This window comes from Roseovarius tolerans (assembly GCF_900109855.1).
Classification (GTDB): domain Bacteria; phylum Pseudomonadota; class Alphaproteobacteria; order Rhodobacterales; family Rhodobacteraceae; genus Roseovarius; species Roseovarius tolerans.
Genome location: NZ_FOBO01000012.1, coordinates 61,489 through 78,758, shown reverse-complemented (window position 1 = coordinate 78,758; position 17,270 = coordinate 61,489). Strand labels below are relative to the sequence as shown.

Annotated in this window: 18 protein-coding genes; 9 read left to right on the top strand and 9 right to left on the bottom strand. The window is 66.0% G+C overall.

The annotated features are described in order from the left end of the window. Positions 1 to 6 precede the first annotated feature (6 nt). Together purD and BMX04_RS12650 are read left to right on the top strand one after the other, a co-directional pair. On the top strand, positions 7 to 1,272 hold the full coding sequence (purD, locus tag BMX04_RS12655; RefSeq protein WP_074787149.1) for a phosphoribosylamine--glycine ligase: 1,266 nt from the start codon (positions 7 to 9) through the stop codon (positions 1,270 to 1,272). After that, positions 1,269 to 2,162, top strand: a complete 894-nt coding sequence (locus BMX04_RS12650; protein WP_050662371.1) for a bestrophin family protein — start codon at positions 1,269 to 1,271, stop codon at positions 2,160 to 2,162. The genes purD and BMX04_RS12650 overlap by 4 nt, the downstream gene beginning before the upstream one ends. A gap of 94 nt (positions 2,163 to 2,256) precedes the next feature. Here the strand turns inward: BMX04_RS12650 and BMX04_RS12645 are convergent, their stop codons facing one another. Both BMX04_RS12645 and BMX04_RS12640 read right to left on the bottom strand, forming a co-directional pair. Then, positions 2,257 to 3,009, bottom strand: a complete 753-nt coding sequence (locus BMX04_RS12645) for an FG-GAP repeat domain-containing protein (RefSeq protein WP_074787044.1) — start codon at positions 3,007 to 3,009, stop codon at positions 2,257 to 2,259. 4 nt (positions 3,010 to 3,013) lie between these two features. Next, positions 3,014 to 3,337 (bottom strand): 2Fe-2S iron-sulfur cluster-binding protein, encoded by a 324-nt coding sequence (locus BMX04_RS12640; protein ID WP_074787147.1) that lies wholly within the window; start codon positions 3,335 to 3,337, stop codon positions 3,014 to 3,016. 129 nt (positions 3,338 to 3,466) lie between these two features. On the opposite strand from BMX04_RS12640, the gene BMX04_RS12635 reads away from it, so the two are divergent. The 5 genes from BMX04_RS12635 to BMX04_RS12615 all read left to right on the top strand — a co-directional run bounded on the left by BMX04_RS12635 (position 3,467) and on the right by BMX04_RS12615 (position 7,362). Beyond that, complete coding sequence (locus BMX04_RS12635; RefSeq protein ID WP_074787042.1) at positions 3,467 to 3,835, top strand: OB-fold nucleic acid binding domain-containing protein; 369 nt, start codon at positions 3,467 to 3,469, stop codon at positions 3,833 to 3,835. Positions 3,836 to 3,873: 38 nt separating this feature from the next. Beyond that, positions 3,874 to 4,404, top strand: a complete 531-nt coding sequence (locus BMX04_RS12630; RefSeq protein WP_074787040.1) for a peptidoglycan-binding domain-containing protein — start codon at positions 3,874 to 3,876, stop codon at positions 4,402 to 4,404. Between the two features lie 122 nt (positions 4,405 to 4,526). After that, positions 4,527 to 5,495 (top strand): DMT family transporter, encoded by a 969-nt coding sequence (locus tag BMX04_RS12625; protein WP_074787038.1) that lies wholly within the window; start codon positions 4,527 to 4,529, stop codon positions 5,493 to 5,495. 26 nt (positions 5,496 to 5,521) lie between these two features. Further along, on the top strand, positions 5,522 to 6,439 hold the full coding sequence (locus BMX04_RS12620) for an ornithine cyclodeaminase family protein (protein WP_074787036.1): 918 nt from the start codon (positions 5,522 to 5,524) through the stop codon (positions 6,437 to 6,439). After that, a complete protein-coding gene (locus BMX04_RS12615; protein ID WP_074787145.1) occupies positions 6,436 to 7,362 on the top strand; it encodes an alpha/beta fold hydrolase in 927 nt (308 codons plus the stop codon). Before BMX04_RS12620 ends, BMX04_RS12615 begins: the two co-directional genes overlap by 4 nt. On the opposite strand, the gene BMX04_RS12610 is transcribed toward BMX04_RS12615, so the two are convergent. Further along, positions 7,359 to 8,591: an MFS transporter gene (locus tag BMX04_RS12610; protein ID WP_074787034.1), complete on the bottom strand. Its 1,233-nt coding sequence runs from the start codon at positions 8,589 to 8,591 to the stop codon at positions 7,359 to 7,361. The two genes, BMX04_RS12615 and BMX04_RS12610, sit on opposite strands and share 4 nt — an antisense overlap. 127 nt (positions 8,592 to 8,718) lie before the next feature. Next, entirely contained in the window at positions 8,719 to 9,507 is a 789-nt protein-coding gene (locus tag BMX04_RS12605) for an alpha/beta hydrolase (protein ID WP_074787032.1), read from the bottom strand. A gap of 90 nt (positions 9,508 to 9,597) precedes the next feature. On the opposite strand from BMX04_RS12605, the gene BMX04_RS12600 reads away from it, so the two are divergent. Together BMX04_RS12600 and BMX04_RS12595 are read left to right on the top strand one after the other, a co-directional pair. After that, positions 9,598 to 11,064: an NAD-dependent succinate-semialdehyde dehydrogenase gene (locus BMX04_RS12600; RefSeq protein ID WP_074787030.1), complete on the top strand. Its 1,467-nt coding sequence runs from the start codon at positions 9,598 to 9,600 to the stop codon at positions 11,062 to 11,064. A 67-nt stretch (positions 11,065 to 11,131) separates the two neighbouring features. Then, positions 11,132 to 12,373, top strand: a complete 1,242-nt coding sequence (locus BMX04_RS12595; RefSeq protein ID WP_074787028.1) for an META domain-containing protein — start codon at positions 11,132 to 11,134, stop codon at positions 12,371 to 12,373. Positions 12,374 to 12,440: 67 nt separating this feature from the next. On the opposite strand, the gene BMX04_RS12590 is transcribed toward BMX04_RS12595, so the two are convergent. The 5 genes from BMX04_RS12590 to glcE all read right to left on the bottom strand — a co-directional run bounded on the left by BMX04_RS12590 (position 12,441) and on the right by glcE (position 17,230). Beyond that, positions 12,441 to 12,911, bottom strand: a complete 471-nt coding sequence (locus BMX04_RS12590) for an Hsp20 family protein (protein ID WP_074787026.1) — start codon at positions 12,909 to 12,911, stop codon at positions 12,441 to 12,443. Between the two features lie 142 nt (positions 12,912 to 13,053). Beyond that, positions 13,054 to 13,812 (bottom strand): trypsin-like serine peptidase, encoded by a 759-nt coding sequence (locus BMX04_RS12585; RefSeq protein ID WP_139194550.1) that lies wholly within the window; start codon positions 13,810 to 13,812, stop codon positions 13,054 to 13,056. Positions 13,813 to 13,871: 59 nt separating this feature from the next. Continuing rightward, positions 13,872 to 14,675, bottom strand: coding sequence for a trypsin-like serine peptidase (locus BMX04_RS12580; RefSeq protein ID WP_050662358.1), 804 nt, complete (start codon positions 14,673 to 14,675; stop codon positions 13,872 to 13,874). 64 nt (positions 14,676 to 14,739) lie between these two features. Further along, complete coding sequence (gene glcF, locus BMX04_RS12575; protein WP_074787022.1) at positions 14,740 to 16,062, bottom strand: glycolate oxidase subunit GlcF; 1,323 nt, start codon at positions 16,060 to 16,062, stop codon at positions 14,740 to 14,742. 22 nt (positions 16,063 to 16,084) lie between these two features. Beyond that, positions 16,085 to 17,230, bottom strand: a complete 1,146-nt coding sequence (glcE, locus tag BMX04_RS12570; protein ID WP_074787020.1) for a glycolate oxidase subunit GlcE — start codon at positions 17,228 to 17,230, stop codon at positions 16,085 to 16,087. Positions 17,231 to 17,270: the final 40 nt, after the last annotated feature.

The window sequence follows — 17,270 nt, the reverse complement described above, 5'->3', positions numbered from 1 at the left end:
TGCGCCATGAATATCCTGATCCTCGGCGGCGGGGGCCGTGAACACAGCATCGCATGGGCCGCGTTGCAGAACCCCAAATGCGACCGGCTGATCGTGGCCCCGGGCAATGCCGGGATCGCCGAGATCGCGGATTGCGCCACGCTCGATATTCTCGATGGCGGCGCCGTTGCCGGGTTCTGTGAGGCCGAGGCGATTGATTTCGTGATCATCGGCCCCGAAGCCCCGCTGGCGGCAGGGGTCGCCGACCGGCTGCGCGAGGCGGGTCTGCTGGTCTTCGGCCCGGGGGCCGAGGCCGCGCGGCTGGAGGCCTCGAAGAGTTTCACCAAGACAATCTGCGACGCGGCGGGCGCACCCACCGCCGCCTATGGCCATTTCACCGACCACGCGGCGGCGCGCGACTACGTGCAGGCCCAAGGCGCACCGATCGTGGTCAAGGCCGATGGGCTGGCCGCAGGCAAGGGCGTGATCGTGGCCGAGACCGAGGATCAGGCGCTGGCCGCGCTTGACGACATGTTCGGCGGCGAGTTTGGCGCAGCCGGGGCCGAGGTGGTGATCGAAGAGTTCATGACCGGCGAGGAGGCGTCGTTCTTCGTGCTTTGCGACGGCGATACGGCGCTGCCTATCGGCACGGCACAGGATCACAAGCGCGTCGGCGAGGGCGACACCGGCCCCAACACGGGCGGCATGGGGGCCTATTCCCCCGCGCCGGTGATGACCGAGGCGGTCACGCAAAAGGCGCTGGACCAAATCGTGCGCCCGGTTCTGGCGGAAATGGTGCGGCGCGGCACGCCCTATCAGGGGGTGCTCTTCGTAGGGCTGATGATCGAGGACGGTCAGCCCCGGCTGGTCGAATTCAACGTCCGCTTCGGCGATCCGGAATGCCAGGTGCTGATGATGCGCCTGGGCGGTCAGGCGCTCGACTTGATGCAGGCCGCGGCCGAAGGGCGGCTGGACGAAGCCCGGGTCAACTGGGCCGAGGATCACGCGCTGACCGTGGTGATGGCGGCCAATGGCTATCCGGGGGCGTATGAAAAGGGCAGCGTCATCAACGGTGTGGAGGATGCGCCCGAGGACAGCTTTCACCAGGTGTTTCACGCGGGCACCGCGCGCAAGGATGGCCGGTTCGTCGCCAGCGGCGGTCGCGTTCTGGCGCTGACCGCGCGGGGCGCGACCCTGCAAGAGGCCGCCGACCGCGCTTACGGGCTGGTCGACCGGATCGACTGGCCGCAGGGGTTCTGCCGCCGCGACATCGGCTGGCGCGCGCTCGGATGATCCTGCGCGACAAGCCGGGGACGCTGCAGCTGCTCTTCGCGGTGCGCGGATCGGTCCTGCCGCAGATCCTGCCGCGCATCGTCGGGGTGACGGTGATTGCCGTCCTGATGGTGGCGGTGGACCGTCATGTCGTGACCCTGACCCATACCAGCACCGCGCCCTTTGCCGTGTTCGGCATCGCGCTTTCGCTCTTTCTGGGGTTTCGCAACAATGCCGCCTATGACCGCTGGTGGGAGGCGCGCAAGCTGTGGGGACAACTGGTCGCGGACCTGCGCGCACTGGCCCGCGAGATGACGCTCTTCATGGACGATGCCGCCCGCCGGGACCGCATGCTGCGGCTCACGCTGGCTTTCATCCATCTGCACCGCGCGCAACTGCGCAAGCTGGGGCCGTCCAAGGCGGCGCAGATGTGGTGCGATGACGATTTCTCGCAGGCCGCGCATCCGCCCTGTGCCGCGCTCGACCGGATCACCGAGGAGATTGCCGCCGGGCACAAGGCTGGCCAGATAGACGGGTTCGGCCTCAAGGCGCTGAGCGAGCGGATGGGGCAGATCGCGCTGGCACAGGCGGGATGCGAGCGGATCGCGGCCACGCCGCTGCCTTACGTCTATTCGCTGCTCGTCTTTCGGACGACCTATCTCTATTGCCTGCTGGTGCCGCTCGCGCTGCTGGATGTGGCGGGCTGGATGACGCCCGCCTTCGTGGCGGTGATCGCCTATGTGTTCTTCGGCCTTGCCGAAGTGACCGAGGAACTGGCGCATCCCTTTGGTGAGACGGTGAACGGGCTGCCGCTCGACGCGATGTGCCGCACCATCGAGATCAGCCTTGCGCCGCATCTCGGACAGACCCCGCCCGCGCCATTGCAAGCGAAGAACTACTACCTGAGTTGAGAGCGGCGGAACGGGTCTCGGATCGCTGACGCGATCCGACCAAGGCGGGGGCCAGCCCCCCGCACCCCCCGGAGTATTTCCGCCAAGAAGAAGATCAGCGGCAGGACATCGCCTGGTCGAAGCCGGAGGCACTGGCCTCAAGTCCGAGCGGGCGTGCGACAAGCTCGACCCCGTCGAAACCCACCGCCACGAGGCTGCGAAGCCCCGCATCGGCCAGCACGATCTCGGGCCCCTGACCGCACTCGCGCAGCCCGCCCCAGATCACCTCGTCGCCGATCCGGTGGTTGGTCACGCCGCGCAGATGCGCGATCTGCGTGAGGCCGCCCGGAGCCCAGCTCCAGACCCGCAGGGTCTTGCCCAGATGCGGCGTTTCCACATAGGCGATATCGGTCACACCGTCGCCGTCGAGATCGGCAATCGCGGCGGGGGCGAGCCAGCGAAACCGCGTGCCGATATGCGGCGTGGCGGCGGATTTCACAAGGCCGCCCCGGCGCAGCGTGTAGATGGCCAGCTGCGCGCCCTCACGCGGGTTCGATTCGACCAGCACCACGTCGTTCTGCCCGTCGCCATCGGCATCGACGACGCGCGGCGCGATATCCTCGAAGACATGATCGGGGTCGGGGCCCTGCCGCAGGTCAAGCCGTATCTCGCGGCCTGCCGCATCGCGCACCGCCAGCACCCGGCGCTCGGGGATGGTGCCCATGATGCGATGCGGATAGCTGTCGTCGGGCATCTCGAACCGCGCGGCAGAGATGCCCGCGCCGGGGGCGGTGACCCATGCCTCCCCGGCCGCGCCCGTCGTGGCGAGCGTGGCCCCGAGCGCGGCGATGAGGGCCGCCGCGCGCATCGGCTCAGATCTGCTTTTCGGGCATCTGCACCACGAGACCGTCAAGCGCGTCGCTCACCTTCAGCTGGCAGGTCAGGCGCGAGCGCACGGCGTCGGGCTCATAGGCGAAATCGAGCATGTCCTCTTCCATGTCGTCCTTGGTGGGCAGTTTCTCGACCCAGTCCGGTGCGACATAGACATGGCAGGTGGAGCACGCACAGGCCCCGCCGCAATCGGCCTCGATGCCGGGGATGTTGTTGTCGCGTGCACCTTCCATCACGGTCAGGCCATTGGCGACCTCGACCTCGTGGCGGGTTCCGTTGTGCTCGATATAGGTGATTTTGGCCATGCCCGGCATGCTCCCTTTCATCGCGTGTCACTGGGCTAACTAGCCAAGCCCCCCGCCCGAGACCAGCCCCATTTGCGACGCAGGCGCAAAAGAGTTGCGACAAAATCTACATGTTCTATATTTGTTCTAATGACGCATCCCTTGCCGCGCCCCCCCTCTGCCCTTGTCGCCGCACGGCTCGACGCGCCGCGCCCGGGCGCGCGGGTGACGGTGGCGGGGCTGGTCCTGCTGCGCCAGCGCCCCGGCACTGCGCAGGGGGTGGTTTTCGTCACGCTGGAGGATGAGACCGGCGTTGTGAACGTGGTGATCTGGCGCAAGGTGTTCGAGCGGTTTCGCCGGGCCGTCATCGCCGGGCGGCTGTTGCGGGTGACCGGCCGGGTGGAGCGGCAGAACGGCGTGGTGCATGTGGTGGCCGATCTGATCGAGGACCTCTCGCCGCTGCTCGACCGGCTGAGCGATCCGGACTGCGTGCTTTCGCAAGCGGGCGAAACCGGCTAAGCTTCGCGCAAAAAACCGCCCCTCCGAGGCCAGAGCCGATGATCCGCACCCGTTTTCCCGCCGTTCTGGCCGCCCTGACCGGGCTGATCCTGATGGGCTGTCAAAGCGACCTTTCAGGCCCTTCGGAACCCGCGCTCGTCACCCGGCTGGAAGAGGCCCCGCCGGGGGCCGCCCCCGGCACCTGCTGGGGCAAGACCGTGACACCGGCGGTGATCGAGACGGTGACCGAGCAGGTCCAGACCGCGCCACCGGAGATGGACAACTCGGGCCGCGTCATCCGCCCTGCACGTTACGTGACCGAAACCCGGCAGGCGATCATCAAAGAGCGCAAGACCACGTGGTTCGAGGTGCCCTGCGCCGAGATGCAGACGCCGGATTTCACGGCCTCGGTGCAGCGTGCGCTGGCCGCGCGCGGGGTCTATCGCGGGGCGGTGACGGGGCAGATGGATGCCCGCACCCGCGCCGCCATACGCCGCTATCAGGCGGCGCGCGGTCTCGATAGCGGGATATTGTCGCTGGAAACCGCGCGCGATCTGGGGCTGGTCGCGGTAGAGCGCCCTGCGGGGTAAGAGGTGGGTCGGATGGTCTTTGGCGGCCGTCAACCCTAACCCGCCCGCAGACGACCGCAGGGGTTTACATCCGGCAGCCCCGCGTCTCATGTATCGGTCAACGACATCAACCTTGGATCCTCATGACCTCCGCCACCGTTCAGCGTTCCAACCTGATCGGCGCCGCCTATGCTTTGGCGGCGGTGATGTGCTTTTCGATCAACGATGTGGGGATCAAGTTCCTCTCGGATGCCTATGCCCTGCATCAGGTGGTGTTCATCCGCGCGCTGGTCGGTCTCACGGCGTTCACCTGCTTCATCATGCCCTTCGCCGGTGGCCCGCGCCTGTTGCGCACGCGGCGGCCCGTGGTCCATCTGATCCGGGGGCTCTGCGTGGTCTCGGCCAATATGTGCCTCTTTCTGGGGCTTGCCGCGCTTCCCATCGCCGATGCCACCGCGATCTTCTTCGTCTCGCCGCTGGTGATCACCGTGTTCTCGGTGATCTTCCTCAAGGAGGTGGTCGGCCCCCGCCGCTGGGCCGCCATCGCTGTGGGCTTCGTCGGCGTTCTGGTGATCGTCAAGCCGGGCACCTCGGCCTTTCAACTGGCCTCGCTCCTGCCCATCGTGGCGGCATTTCTCTACGCCACGCTGCACATGCTCACCCGCAAGATCGGCGGCACGGAATCCGCCCCCACCATGGCGTTCTATATCCAGCTGACCTTTCTCATCGCCAGCACGATGATCGGGCTGGGGCTGGGCGACGGGCGCTTTGCCGGGTCGGGGCACCCGTCGCTGGAATTCCTCTTTCGCGCCTGGGTCTGGCCGCCGGTCGGGGATTACCCGATCCTCGCCATGCTGGGCATCTCCGGCATGTTGGGCGGGCTCTTCATTTCTCAGGCTTACCGCCTGTCCGAGGCCGCCTTCGCCGCACCGTTCGAATATGTCGCCATGCCGATGGCGATCATGTGGGGGGTGACGGTGTTCGGGACATGGCCAGATGCCACCGCCTGGATCGGAATTGCCCTCATCGTCGGCTCCGGTCTCTATCTGGTGTGGCGCGAGTCGGTGAAGGATGCGAGGCTGACACCCAAGACAAACCGATACCGACGCTAAACCGACGTGATACCGAGGAGGAAAAGATGAGCCTGACGATCATTCCATTCGCTGAAGGCGAGGCGCATCTCGATTGGCTGGGCCTCTGCGCGGCGTTGCAGGCGGGGCACGATCTGCCCCGCGCCGAGATCGCCGACACCTTCCTCTATCGCGGCAAGGACACGCTTCTGAACCGCTCCGCCTGGATCGACGGGATGGGCATCGCGGTGAAATGTGCGACGATCTTTCCGGGCAATCCCGACAAGGGCGATCCGATGATCAACGGCGCGGTGAACCTCTATGATGACGCCAACGGGACGCTCTCGGCGCTGGTCGATTTTCATCTTGTCACCAAGTGGAAAACCGCCGGCGACAGCCTCTATGCCGCCACCCGGCTGGCCCGGCCCGACAGCGAAAATATCCTTATTGTTGGGGCGGGTACGGTGGGCCGCTCGCTCTGGCAGGCCTATTCCGCCGCCTTCCCCAAGGCGCGCTTTACCCTCTGGAACCGCACCCGCGCCAATGCCGAGAAGATGGCGGCAGAGTGCGGCGGCATGGCCGTGGCCGATGATCTGGAGGCCGCCGTGCGCGCCGCCGATATCGTCACCTCCGCCACCATGTCCACCGATCCGCTGATCAAGGGGGACTGGTTCCAGCCCGGCCAGCATATCGACCTGATCGGCGCCTACCGCCCCGACATGCGCGAGGTGGATGACGAGGCCCTGAGCCGCGCGCGGGTCTTCGTCGACAGCTTTGAGACCACAGTGGGCCATATCGGCGAGATCAAGATACCACTGGAATCCGGCGCGATCACCCGCGATCATCTGGTGGCGGACTATTATGAGCGGGAGAAATTTCACAGACAAAATGATGATGAAATCACGCTCTTCAAGAACGGCGGCGGTGCGCATCTCGACCTGATGACCAGCCGCTACATCCACGACGCATGGCGGGCGGCGGCATGATCTGGCTGGGGCTTCTGGGGCTTGTTCTGGCGGTGTTGGCGGCGGCGCCTTTCCTGCGCGAGATGTCTAGGCCCGAGATGGATGCCACCGCCCGACGCCACGCCCCGGGCGAGTTCGCCACGCTCTCGCGCGGGATCACGCATTACCGCTGGATGGGGGCCACGCGCGGCCCGGTTGCGGTCTGCGTGCATGGCCTGACAACGCCCTCCTTTGTCTGGCAAGGGGTGGCGCAGGGGCTGGGGGCCATGGGCTTTCGCGTGCTGGTCTATGACCTCTACGGACGCGGTTACAGTGACCGGCCCGCAGGTCCGCAGGACAGCGCCTTTTTCGTCACCCAACTTGAGGACTTGCTGGAAGATCAGGGCGTTGGCGGTGACATCACGCTTATGGGCTATTCCATGGGCGGGGCCATCGCCACGGCCTTTGCGGCCCTTTACCCCGAGCGCCTGCGCCAGATCGTGCTGATCGCACCGGCCGGGCTGGGCCATGATCTTGGCCCCGTGGCGCAGGTGGTGGCCAAAGGCAACGCGTTCAGCCGCTGGCTCATGCGGGCGGTCTTCCCGCGCGTATTCCACAAGGGCACGGAGGCCGAGCGCGACCTGCCCAGCAGTGTCGAAGGCATCGTCGATCTGCAACAGGACGAGCTGAGATATCGCGGTTTCGTGCCCGCGATCGAACGCTCGATGAGCGGCATGCTGTCCGAGGATCTCGCCGAGGCGCATGGCGATATTGCCGAGGCGGGCGTGCCGGTTCTGGCGATCTGGGGGCGCGAGGATGAGATCATCCCGCTCAGTGCCATGGGACGGCTCGCGCAGATCAACCGCAATGCCCGGCAAGAGGTGATCGAGGGCGCGGGCCATGGTCTGCCCTACACCCATACCGAAGAGGTGCTGCACGCGATGCGCGACCTGATGCGCGATTAGGCCGCCTGCAACCGCCGTTCCTTGACCGGCAGATGCACGATCGCCGAGAACGCGCCGACGCCCACACCGACCCACCACACGACGGAATAGTCGCCATGCAGGTCATAGAGCTTGCCACCCAGCCAGACCCCCATGAAGCTGCCAAGCTGGTGCGAGAAGAACACGATCCCGTAAAGCGTGCCCATGTAGCGCAGCCCGTAGATCTGCGCGATCAGGCCAGAGGTGAGCGGCACCGTCGCCAGCCATAGCGCCCCCATGGAGACGGAAAACAAGATCACCGTTGCGGGCGTGATCGGGGTCATGATGAAGGCCGCCGCAATCAGTGTCCGGCCCAGATAGATGCCGGCCAGCAGGTTCTTCTTGGAATAGCGATGGCCCAGCCAACCCGCAGTCAGAGTGCCCGCGATATTGGCCAGACCAATGAGCGAAATCGCGACCGCACCAAGCGCCGAGGTGGTGGTGATCCCGATATTATGCAGCGCGCCACCGGGCAGGATCGGGCCGCACATCTCGGTCACAAAGGCCGGGAAATGCGCGGTGATAAAGCCCAGCTGATAGCCGCAGCTGAAAAACCCCAGGAAAATCAGCGTATAGGACGGATCGCGGAACGCCCGGCGCAGGATCGTGCCCATCGATTCCTCGATCACGCTGCGATCCACCGGCTCGGGCGCGCGCATCATCGGCAGCATCGCCAGCACCGCCAGGATCACGGCGGCAAAGACCAGGAACACGCTCTGCCATGTCATCGCCGACAGCATGAACTCCGCCACCGGCGCGCCGAAAACCTGCCCCGCCGATCCGGCGGCGGTCGCGATGGCGAGGCTCATCGAGCGATTGTCGTCAGAGCTTGCGCGCCCCACCACCGCGAGGATCACGCCAAAGCCGGTGCCCGCGATGCCAAAGCCCACGAGGATCTCATAAAGCTGATGCGCCTCGGGCGTGACCGCAAAGGACGACAGCACCAGCCCCGCTGCGTAGGTCAGCGCACCGAGGATGATCGCCTTTTGATCCCCGAGTTTCTCGGCCAGTGCCCCGAAAATCGGCTGGCCGATTCCCCAGGCGAGGTTCTGGATCGCGATAGCGAGCGAGAACTCTGCACGTGGCCAGTTGAACTCCGACGCGATCGGGATCTGGAACACCCCGAACGAGGCGCGGATCGCAAAGGAGATCAGGATGATCGTGCAGCCCGCGATCAGGACGGGCGTGATGAGAGGGGCGGATTTTTGCATGAGGGCCTCGCGCGGTTCTCGCGCAGACTACGGCAATTGAACGGCTGGTCAATTCAGCCTTTGTGATGAGGCGCATCACGTTTTGCGGCGCCGGGCCGTTTCGGGCACGAGGGACGGCGCGCGCCTGTCACCCCAGCAACTGCCCGACCATGCGGCTCGCCGGGTCTTCCAGCGCCTCGATCACGTCGAAATGGTGCCGTCCCCGTGCCACCTCGTGTCCGGCCCCCCAGGCTTCGGCCAGCCACCTCGCCTGATCCAGAAACACGGGTCGCTCCTCGGCCCCGACCCAGACCGTGACCGGCACGGGCAGGGGGCGCATCAGGACCGGGCTTTCGGCCTCGGCTGCCGCCATGTCCAGCCGAAACTGCTCGTTCATCGAGGTTTGCAACAACGGCCGCAGGTCCGAAACCGGCGAGATCGGCACGACGTGGCTCACTCGCGCCGCCACCTCGTCCGGCAAGACCCCCGGCACCGCCATGCGCGCCACCAGATGCCCGCCCGCCGAATGACCCGCAAGCGCGATCCGCCCCTCGACTCGTCCCGCCACCACCGCCACTGCGCGGCTGATCTGCCGGGTGATATCGGCGATCCGCACCTCGGGACACAGATCATAGGACGGCATCGCCACCGCCCAGCCCCGGGCCAACGGCCCAGCCGCCAGATGCGACCAGTAAGACCGGTCGAACCGCAGCCAATAACCGCCATGGACGAAGACCACGAGGCCCTGCGCCGTTGTCTCGGGGTGAAACAGATCGAACGCCTGCCGCGAGCCTTTGCCATAAGGCAGGCCGAGCTCCGCACGCCGCTCCGCGCTCAGCCGCGCGCGAAACGCCTCGGCCGCGACGGTCCATCGCGCCGGATACTGTGCCCCACCCGGAATATGCGGGACATTGGCATAGGCATCGTCCAGTTCCATGGCGTGATCTCCCTTATCTGGCCCTAGACATTCCTAGCCCAAGCTGGTCTGTCATGACGAGACCAAAAGACACGCCCGGAGGACACCGCGATGACCACGACCGACCTGAAATCCCTGCTCAATGATCCCGGCCTGCTGGCGGAAAAGGCCTATATCGGCGGGCAATGGGTGGATGGCGACAATGGCACGTTCGAGGTCACAAATCCCGCACGCGGCGACGTGATCGCCCATGTCGCCGATCTCAGCCGCGCACAGGTCGCCCGCGCCATCGCCGAGGCCGAGGCCGCACAAAAGGACTGGGCCAAGTGGACCGGCAAGGAACGCGCCGCCGTGCTGCGCAAGTTCTTCGACCTGATGATGGAGAACCAGCACGATCTGGGCGTGATCCTGACCGCCGAACAGGGCAAGCCGCTGTCCGAGGCCAAGGGCGAGGTGGCCTATGGTGCCTCGTTCATCGAGTTCTTTGGCGAAGAGGCCAAGCGCATTTATGGCGAGATGATCCCCGGCCATCAGCGCGACAAGCGGATCATGGTGCTGAAACAGCCGATCGGCGTCGCCGCCTCGATCACGCCTTGGAACTTCCCCAATGCGATGATCGCCCGCAAGGCGGCACCTGCACTGGCGGCGGGCTGCGCCTTTGTCGGGCGCCCTGCGGCGGAAACGCCGCTCTCGGCCACGGTGATGGGCGTGCTTGCGGAACGCGCGGGCATCCCGGCGGGCGTGTTCAACATCGTCACCTCGTCGCGGTCGTCCGAGGTGGGCAAGGAATTCTGCGAGAATCCGGCCGTGCGCAAGCTGACCTTCACCGGCTCTACCGAGGTCGGGCGCATCCTGCTGCGGCAGGCTGCCGACAGCGTTATGAAATGCTCGATGGAGCTGGGCGGCAACGCGCCCTTCATCGTCTTTGACGACGCCGATCTCGATGCGGCGGTCGAGGGCGCGATCCTGTGCAAGTTCCGCAACAATGGCCAGACCTGCGTCTGCGCCAACCGCATCTATGTGCAGGCGGGCGTCTATGACGCCTTCGCCGCCAAGCTCAAGGCGGCGGTCGAAAAGATGAAGGTCGGCGACGGTCTGGAAGAGGGCACATCGCTCGGCCCGCTGATCAACGCCGATGCGCTGGTCAAGGTGCGTGAACATGTGGCCGACGCAACGGCCAAGGGCGGCACTGTCATTCTCGGCGGGGCCGAGGAGACCGACGGGCTGTTTCTGCCGCCCACCATCATCACCGGTGCGACCCGCGACATGGATTTTGCCACTGAGGAAACCTTCGGGCCCCTCGCGCCGCTGTTCAAGTTCGAGGACGAGGACGAGGTCATTGACCTCGCCAATGACACGATCTTTGGCCTTGCCTCTTATTTCTACGCCAAGGATCTCAGCCGCGTCTACAAGGTGGCCGAGGCGCTGGAATACGGGATCGTCGGCGTCAATACCGGCATCATCTCGACCGAGGTCGCGCCCTTCGGAGGGGTCAAGCAATCCGGCCTCGGCCGCGAGGGTAGCCACCACGGAATCGAGGATTACCTCGAAATGAAATATGTCTGCCTGAGTGTCTGATTGTCTCGACCGGCGGGCTGGCATTGACTAGGGTAGGGAAAACCTGACCGCTAGAGGGAGGCGGCCCATGTTCCGTGTCATGTCTCTGACCTGTATTCCGGCGCTTTTGTCGGTTCTGCCCGCCGTCGCGCAAGAGGACGCTGTGCGCCGGGTCAACGGCACGCTTGGCTATCTGCAGCGCATCGCCCTGCCGCCCGAGGCGCGTGCCACGGTGGTGGCCGAGGGCCGCTTTGGCGCGATGCTGGGCGAGGCGACGCTCAATCCCGACGGAAAACAGGTGCCGTTGCCTTTTGAGATGGCGGTGCCGCCGGGCCTGTCGGGCGAGGTGAGCGCGGTAATCCGCGTGCATGGCGAACCCCGGTGGGTGCTGCGTGGTCTGGCGTTCGAGGCCGGGAGCGCACCCGTCGATCTGGGCGAACTGACGCTGGAGCCGGTTACGCCGATCGCTTTCGCCACCGAGCTGATGTGTGGCGATACGCCGGTTCTTGTCGGCATATTGGACGAGGAGATGGTGCTGCGCGCCGAGGGCCGCGATATTCCGCTCGTGCAGATCGAGGCAGCCTCGGGCGCGCGCTACGAAGGCGTGAAGGACCCCGAGACGACGGTCTGGAACAAGGGCGACGCGACCACGATCCGGCTCGAAGGCCGTGATCTGCCGGAGTGCCGCAAGGTGCCGCCGGCAGACGCGATGCCCTACCGCGCGCGCGGCAACGAGCCGGGCTGGCACGTCACCTTTTCCGCGCAGACCGCCGAGGTGGTCGGCAACTACGGCGAGATCAGGCGCGAGGCCCCGCGCCCCGTGGTGCAGGTCGTGCCTGGGGCCTATGAGTTCGATATGCCTGACGCGGGCGCGCATCTGCGGATCGAAGAACAGCTCTGCCATGACGACATGAGCGGCATGCCCTATCCCGACACCGCCTACCTCACGCTTGATGGCCGCGATCTGCGCGGTTGCGGCGGTGATCCGGCTTCGCTGCTGACCGATGGCGCCTGGCAGGTCACGGCCCTGGGAGACGCGGAACTGATTGAGGCCGAGCGCCTGTCCCTCAATTTCCTCAACCCGGGCCGTGTCGCGGGCAGCAGCGGGTGTAATCGCCTCGTCGGGGATTTCACGCTCACCGGTGAGGGGATGCAGTTCGGGGCCATGGGCAGCACGATGATGGCTTGCCATGAGCCCCTGATGGAACAGGAGCGCCGGATGCTCGACGCGCTCGAACAGGTCACCCGGTTCGATGTTACCGAGGATGGCGCATTGCTGCTGATCGGGGGCGAGAGCGGGACTGTGCTGCTCGAAGCGCGCCAGCCCTGAAACGGCAAGACGCGCGGCCGAGGGACATACGGCCGGGCGCAAGGTGCCTTTGGCGGGGTGTCCCGTCTCAGTTCACCTTTTCGGCGTCCACCACATCCTTGGCAACGGACTGATCGCCACTGGCAATCGAAATGCGGCGGGGTTTCAGCGCCTCGGGCATTTCGCGTTCCAGGTCGATATGCAGCATGCCATCGGCATGCGACGCCCCCGTCACCCGGACATGATCGGCCAGCTGGAACCGGCGCTCAAACGCGCGCGTGGCGATGCCGCGATGCAGATAGCTGCGGTGGCTGTCATCCTCGGCCTTGGCCGCCGAGACGACAAGCGCGCCATCTTTCACCTCGACACTGAGGTCGTCGGCCCCAAAGCCCGCGACGGCGATCGAGATGCGATAGGCATCGTCGGCGGTCTTCTCGATATTGTAGGGCGGGTAGGTGGGCTGCGTCACGTCGCTGGCCATCACCCGGTCCAGCAGGTCGGCGATCTGGTCGAATCCGACTGTTGCCCGGTAGAGCGGTGCAAGATCAAAGTTGCGCATGGGTCATCCTCCTTTGAGCGATACCTGTTCTGACGACCTTCCCATGGGGACAGGCCTGTTCATGTCCCGGCCCATTACGAGGCACCGGGTGGAGTTGATTTGGGGAGCGGTGCCACCCCTGTCAAGAGGCGGATGGAATGGCTCAGGGTTTGGCGAAACGCGCGCCCGATGCGCGCTTGCCCTCACCGACCTGCACCCGCTTGAAGCCGGGATTGACGGTTGCCTGTCCGGCGGTGGCGGCGTGCAGATCGCGCTTCAGCATGGGCAGAAGCGTGCTCAGGTCCATACCATAGGCGCGCCGATCCTCGCCCTGCCAGTTGCCTGCACTGACCAGCGACAGGATGCGCGCGCGATTGCCGTGCCGGGCAAAGACCGGCGCGCCGGACGAGCCGAAGATCACGTTGCAGTCAAAGCCCATGATCCCCTCGGCGCGCCACAGCATGTTGCATTCGCGCTGCCACGAGGGGGCCTTGTCGCGGTCGCGCCCGTAAGAGACGACGCTCACGCGTTCGCCGTCGCGAGGGCGTTCATGCACCGCGAATGGCGCGGCAAGCGCGCTGCTGATCGGGGTGGCGAGGCGCAGGAGGGCCGCATCATTTCGGATGTTCTCGACCCGCGTGCCGCCCTGCGGATCATAGTCGGGGGCGGTGGCATAGCCCGTCACCCCGGCCTCGGCGATCACTTCGCCATCGCGCAGCCCGGCGCGAAAACGGATCGTTTCGGCCGCGACGGGCTGACCGGCGCGATCATAGACGCAATGTGCGGCCGTCAGCACCTGATCGGGCGCGATCAGCACCCCGGTGCAGAATCCAGCCCGCCCGATATCCACGCGCCCCACCGCCTCCCAGCCGAACAGGTCGTCGCGGTCGGTCAGCCTGATCAGACCGCTCGATTGTGCCATGGCCCCGCCAGCCCACAGGCAGAGCGCGGCAACAAGGGCCGGGATATGCCGTGACCCGATCATGGCTTGGCGAATTTCGCCCCGGTGTCGCGCCGCTCGCCAAAGGTAAAGGTCTTGGGGGCGGCATCCTGAAACACGCCTTGGCCCGCGTCGAGCGCGGCGCGCAGGGTTTGCAGCGGGGCCACCAGTTGCGTGCCGAGCGATACCTTGCGCCCTTCCACCTCGGCCATGGCCGAGACCACCGACACGATGCGCGGTTGCCCGCCCTCGAAGGAAAAGACCGGCGCACCACTCGACCCGAAATCGACATCGCAGGACATGATGAGCACCCCCTGCTGGCGCGCCATCACCTTGCACACGTTCTGGAGAGACGGGGCCTCAGAGCGGTCCTTGGCATAGCTGACCACGCCGATCTCCTGCCCCTTGCGCGGGCGCTCGTCGGTCTCGAACGGGGTGACGCGGGTGTTGTTGATCGGGTGATGCAGTTCCAGAAGCGCCAGATCATTGCGTACCCGGTCCGCCGTCACCTCGGCGTCGAAATCATAATCGGGATGGACCACGGCCCGGCGAATCGTGCGATAGGCCACGGCGCGCCCGTTGCGCCACCCGGCCATGAATTCGATGCGACCATGATCGACCCGCGCACCCGTGGCGCGATCGTAAAGGCAATGCGCCGCCGTCAGCACCAGATCAGGGGCGACCAGCGCGCCAGTGCAGAATCCGCGCCCGCCGAGTTCCAGCCGCCCCACGGCCTCCCACTGGCGTGCGGCATCACCCACATCAAGCCGTTCCAGGCGGCTGTCCTGTGCAATGGCGCTGCCGGCCAGCATGACAAAAAGGGTGACAAGAACAGGGCGCAGCATCGGACCTCCGGCACATCATTACGCCTGTCGGTTAGCAGGCGTTTGGGGCCAGAATATGACCGGCTCAGCGCAGGATCGGAACCCCCGACATGCCTGTCGCGGCACGCTCCATCGCGGGCGGCTTCGGCCCGCCGGTGGCCCAGTCGAGCAATTCGACCGTATGCACCACGGGCGTGCCGGTGCCCGAGCCGATCTGCATCATGCATCCGATATTGCCCGCCGCGATCACGTCCGGCTGCTTGGCCTCCAGCGTGCGGATCTTACGATCCTTCAGCTTCTTGGAAATCTCCGGCTGCATCAGGTTGTAGGTGCCAGCAGAACCGCAGCACAGGTGGCTGTCCGCGGGCTCCACGACGCTGAACCCGGCACGCTTGAGCAGGTCCTTGGGATAGGTCTTGATCTGCTGGCCATGCTGGAGCGAGCAGGCGGCGTGATAGGCGATCACCATCTCCTTATCCGCACCGTCGGGCAGATCGAGTTGCATCAGCAACTCGCTCACATCCATCGCGATATCACTCACCCAGGCTGCATCCCCGGCCAGCGATTCCAGCCGGAACATATGCCCGTAATCCTTGACCGTGGTGCCGCAACCGGATGTGTTGATCACGATGGCATCCAGCCCCTCGCCGTCCATCTCGCGCGCCCAGGCCTTGATGTTCTTCGCCGCCGTCGCGTGGCTTTCCTCGGTCTTGCCCATGTGATGCGTCAGCGCCCCGCAGCAGCCCGCACCCTCGGCCACCACCACCTCGCAGCCCAGCCGGGTCAGCAGGCGAATGGTGGCGTCGTTGATATCGGTGTTGAGCGCCTTTTGCGCACAGCCCGTCATCAGCGCCACGCGTTTCTTGCGCTCACCCTGCGCCGGGAAGGTCTGCGGATCGTCATTGCGGCTCACGGGCGGCACCTGCGCCGGTGCCATCTCCAGCATCGCGCGCAGCCGCGCATCGGGTATCAGCCGCGCGAAGGGCCGGCCGATCTTGGCCCCGAGCAGAGCGACGCGAAAGCGCATCGGATAGGGCAGGATGCGCGCCAAAATCCAGCGCAGGGCGCGGTCGCCCATTGGCCGCTTGTAACGTTCCTCGATATATTCGCGGGCCTGATCCACCAGATGCATGTAATGCACGCCCGAGGGGCAGGTCGTCATGCAGGCCAGACAGGACAGGCAGCGGTCGATATGCTTGACCGTCTTCGCGTCCGGGTCGCGGTCGTTCTCGAGCATGTCCTTTATGAGGTAGATACGCCCGCGCGGGCTATCCAGTTCATCGCCCAGCACCTGATAGGTGGGGCAGGTGGCGGTGCAGAACCCGCAATGCACGCAAGAACGCAGGATCTCGTTGGAGCGCGCGATCTTTGGATCTTCGAGCTGTTCGGCGGTGAATTCGGTCTTCATATGCTATCTCTCCGGGCGCGGCTCAGGCGGTCTCGCCCTGCGCCATCAGGCCGGGGTTGAGGATTTGACGGGGGTCGAATTTCTGCCGCAGCCCCTCTTGCAGGGCGGCCACCGGTGCGGGCAGGGGCGGGAACGTGGCCCGGCTCCGATCCCCCCGGATCAGCATCGCGTGCCCGCCTCTTTCTGCCACAGTGGCGCGCAGCTTGGCAGCATTCACGCCTGATCCCTCGGGCGCCAGAAGCCAGATCAGCCCGCCACCCCAATCATAGAGCGCCTCTGCTCCGGACAGATCGGCCACGATTTCGGCTGCGTCGGTGGGCTTGACCGAGATGCGCCAGACATCGCCGTCGCGCCCGTGGAACGGGGCCACGTCCCGGACATGGTGCCAATCGGCCTCGGTCTTTTCGGGGTCGGTCTCCAGCGTGAAACTACCGAACTCCGCCAGCAGCGATTGCAATTCTCCGGCGCGATAAGCCACGGAATTCTCGAACCCTTCCAGCCGGATCATCGTCACCGGTGCCCCATCCACACCGCGTTGCAGATGCGCCGCCCCGGTCACCTCGTAGGGCGAGCCGAGCGCACGGCTGAGCGCGGTGATGGCCTGCGCGTCGCTCAGGCCCTCAACCCGCATTACCCCGGTACTGCGGGGGCGCGGCAGCACCTTGAGCGCCACTTCGGTCAGTACGCCCAACGTGCCGTAACTCCCGGCCATCAGCTTGACCAGATCATAGCCGGTCACGTTCTTCATCACCCGCCCGCCATTCTTGACGATGCGCCCCTGCCCATCGACAAATCGCACGCCCAGCAGGAAATCGCGGCAGGCCCCGGCCTGAATGCGGCGCGGTCCGCTGACATTGGCGGCCACCACGCCGCCGATGGTGGGTGTGCCACTCGTGCCCAACAACCCGCGATGATCCATCGGCTCGAAGGCCAGCCGTTGCCCCTCGGCCTCCAGCGCGGCCTCGATCTCCGCCAGCGGCGTGCCCGACTTGGCAACCAGCGTCAGCGCACCCGGCTCGTATAGCTCGATGCCCGTTAGCCCGGACGTGCTCAGCCGCGCCCCGTTCGAGGCCCGCCCAAGGGGGCGTGTGCCGCCGCCCTCGATGCGCAGCGGCCCTTCGGCGCCGGTGATGATCTCGGCGAGTTCCGCCTCGGTTTTCGGTGTCATGCTGTTTCTTCTTGGCAAGAATACTCAGAGGGTCCGGGGG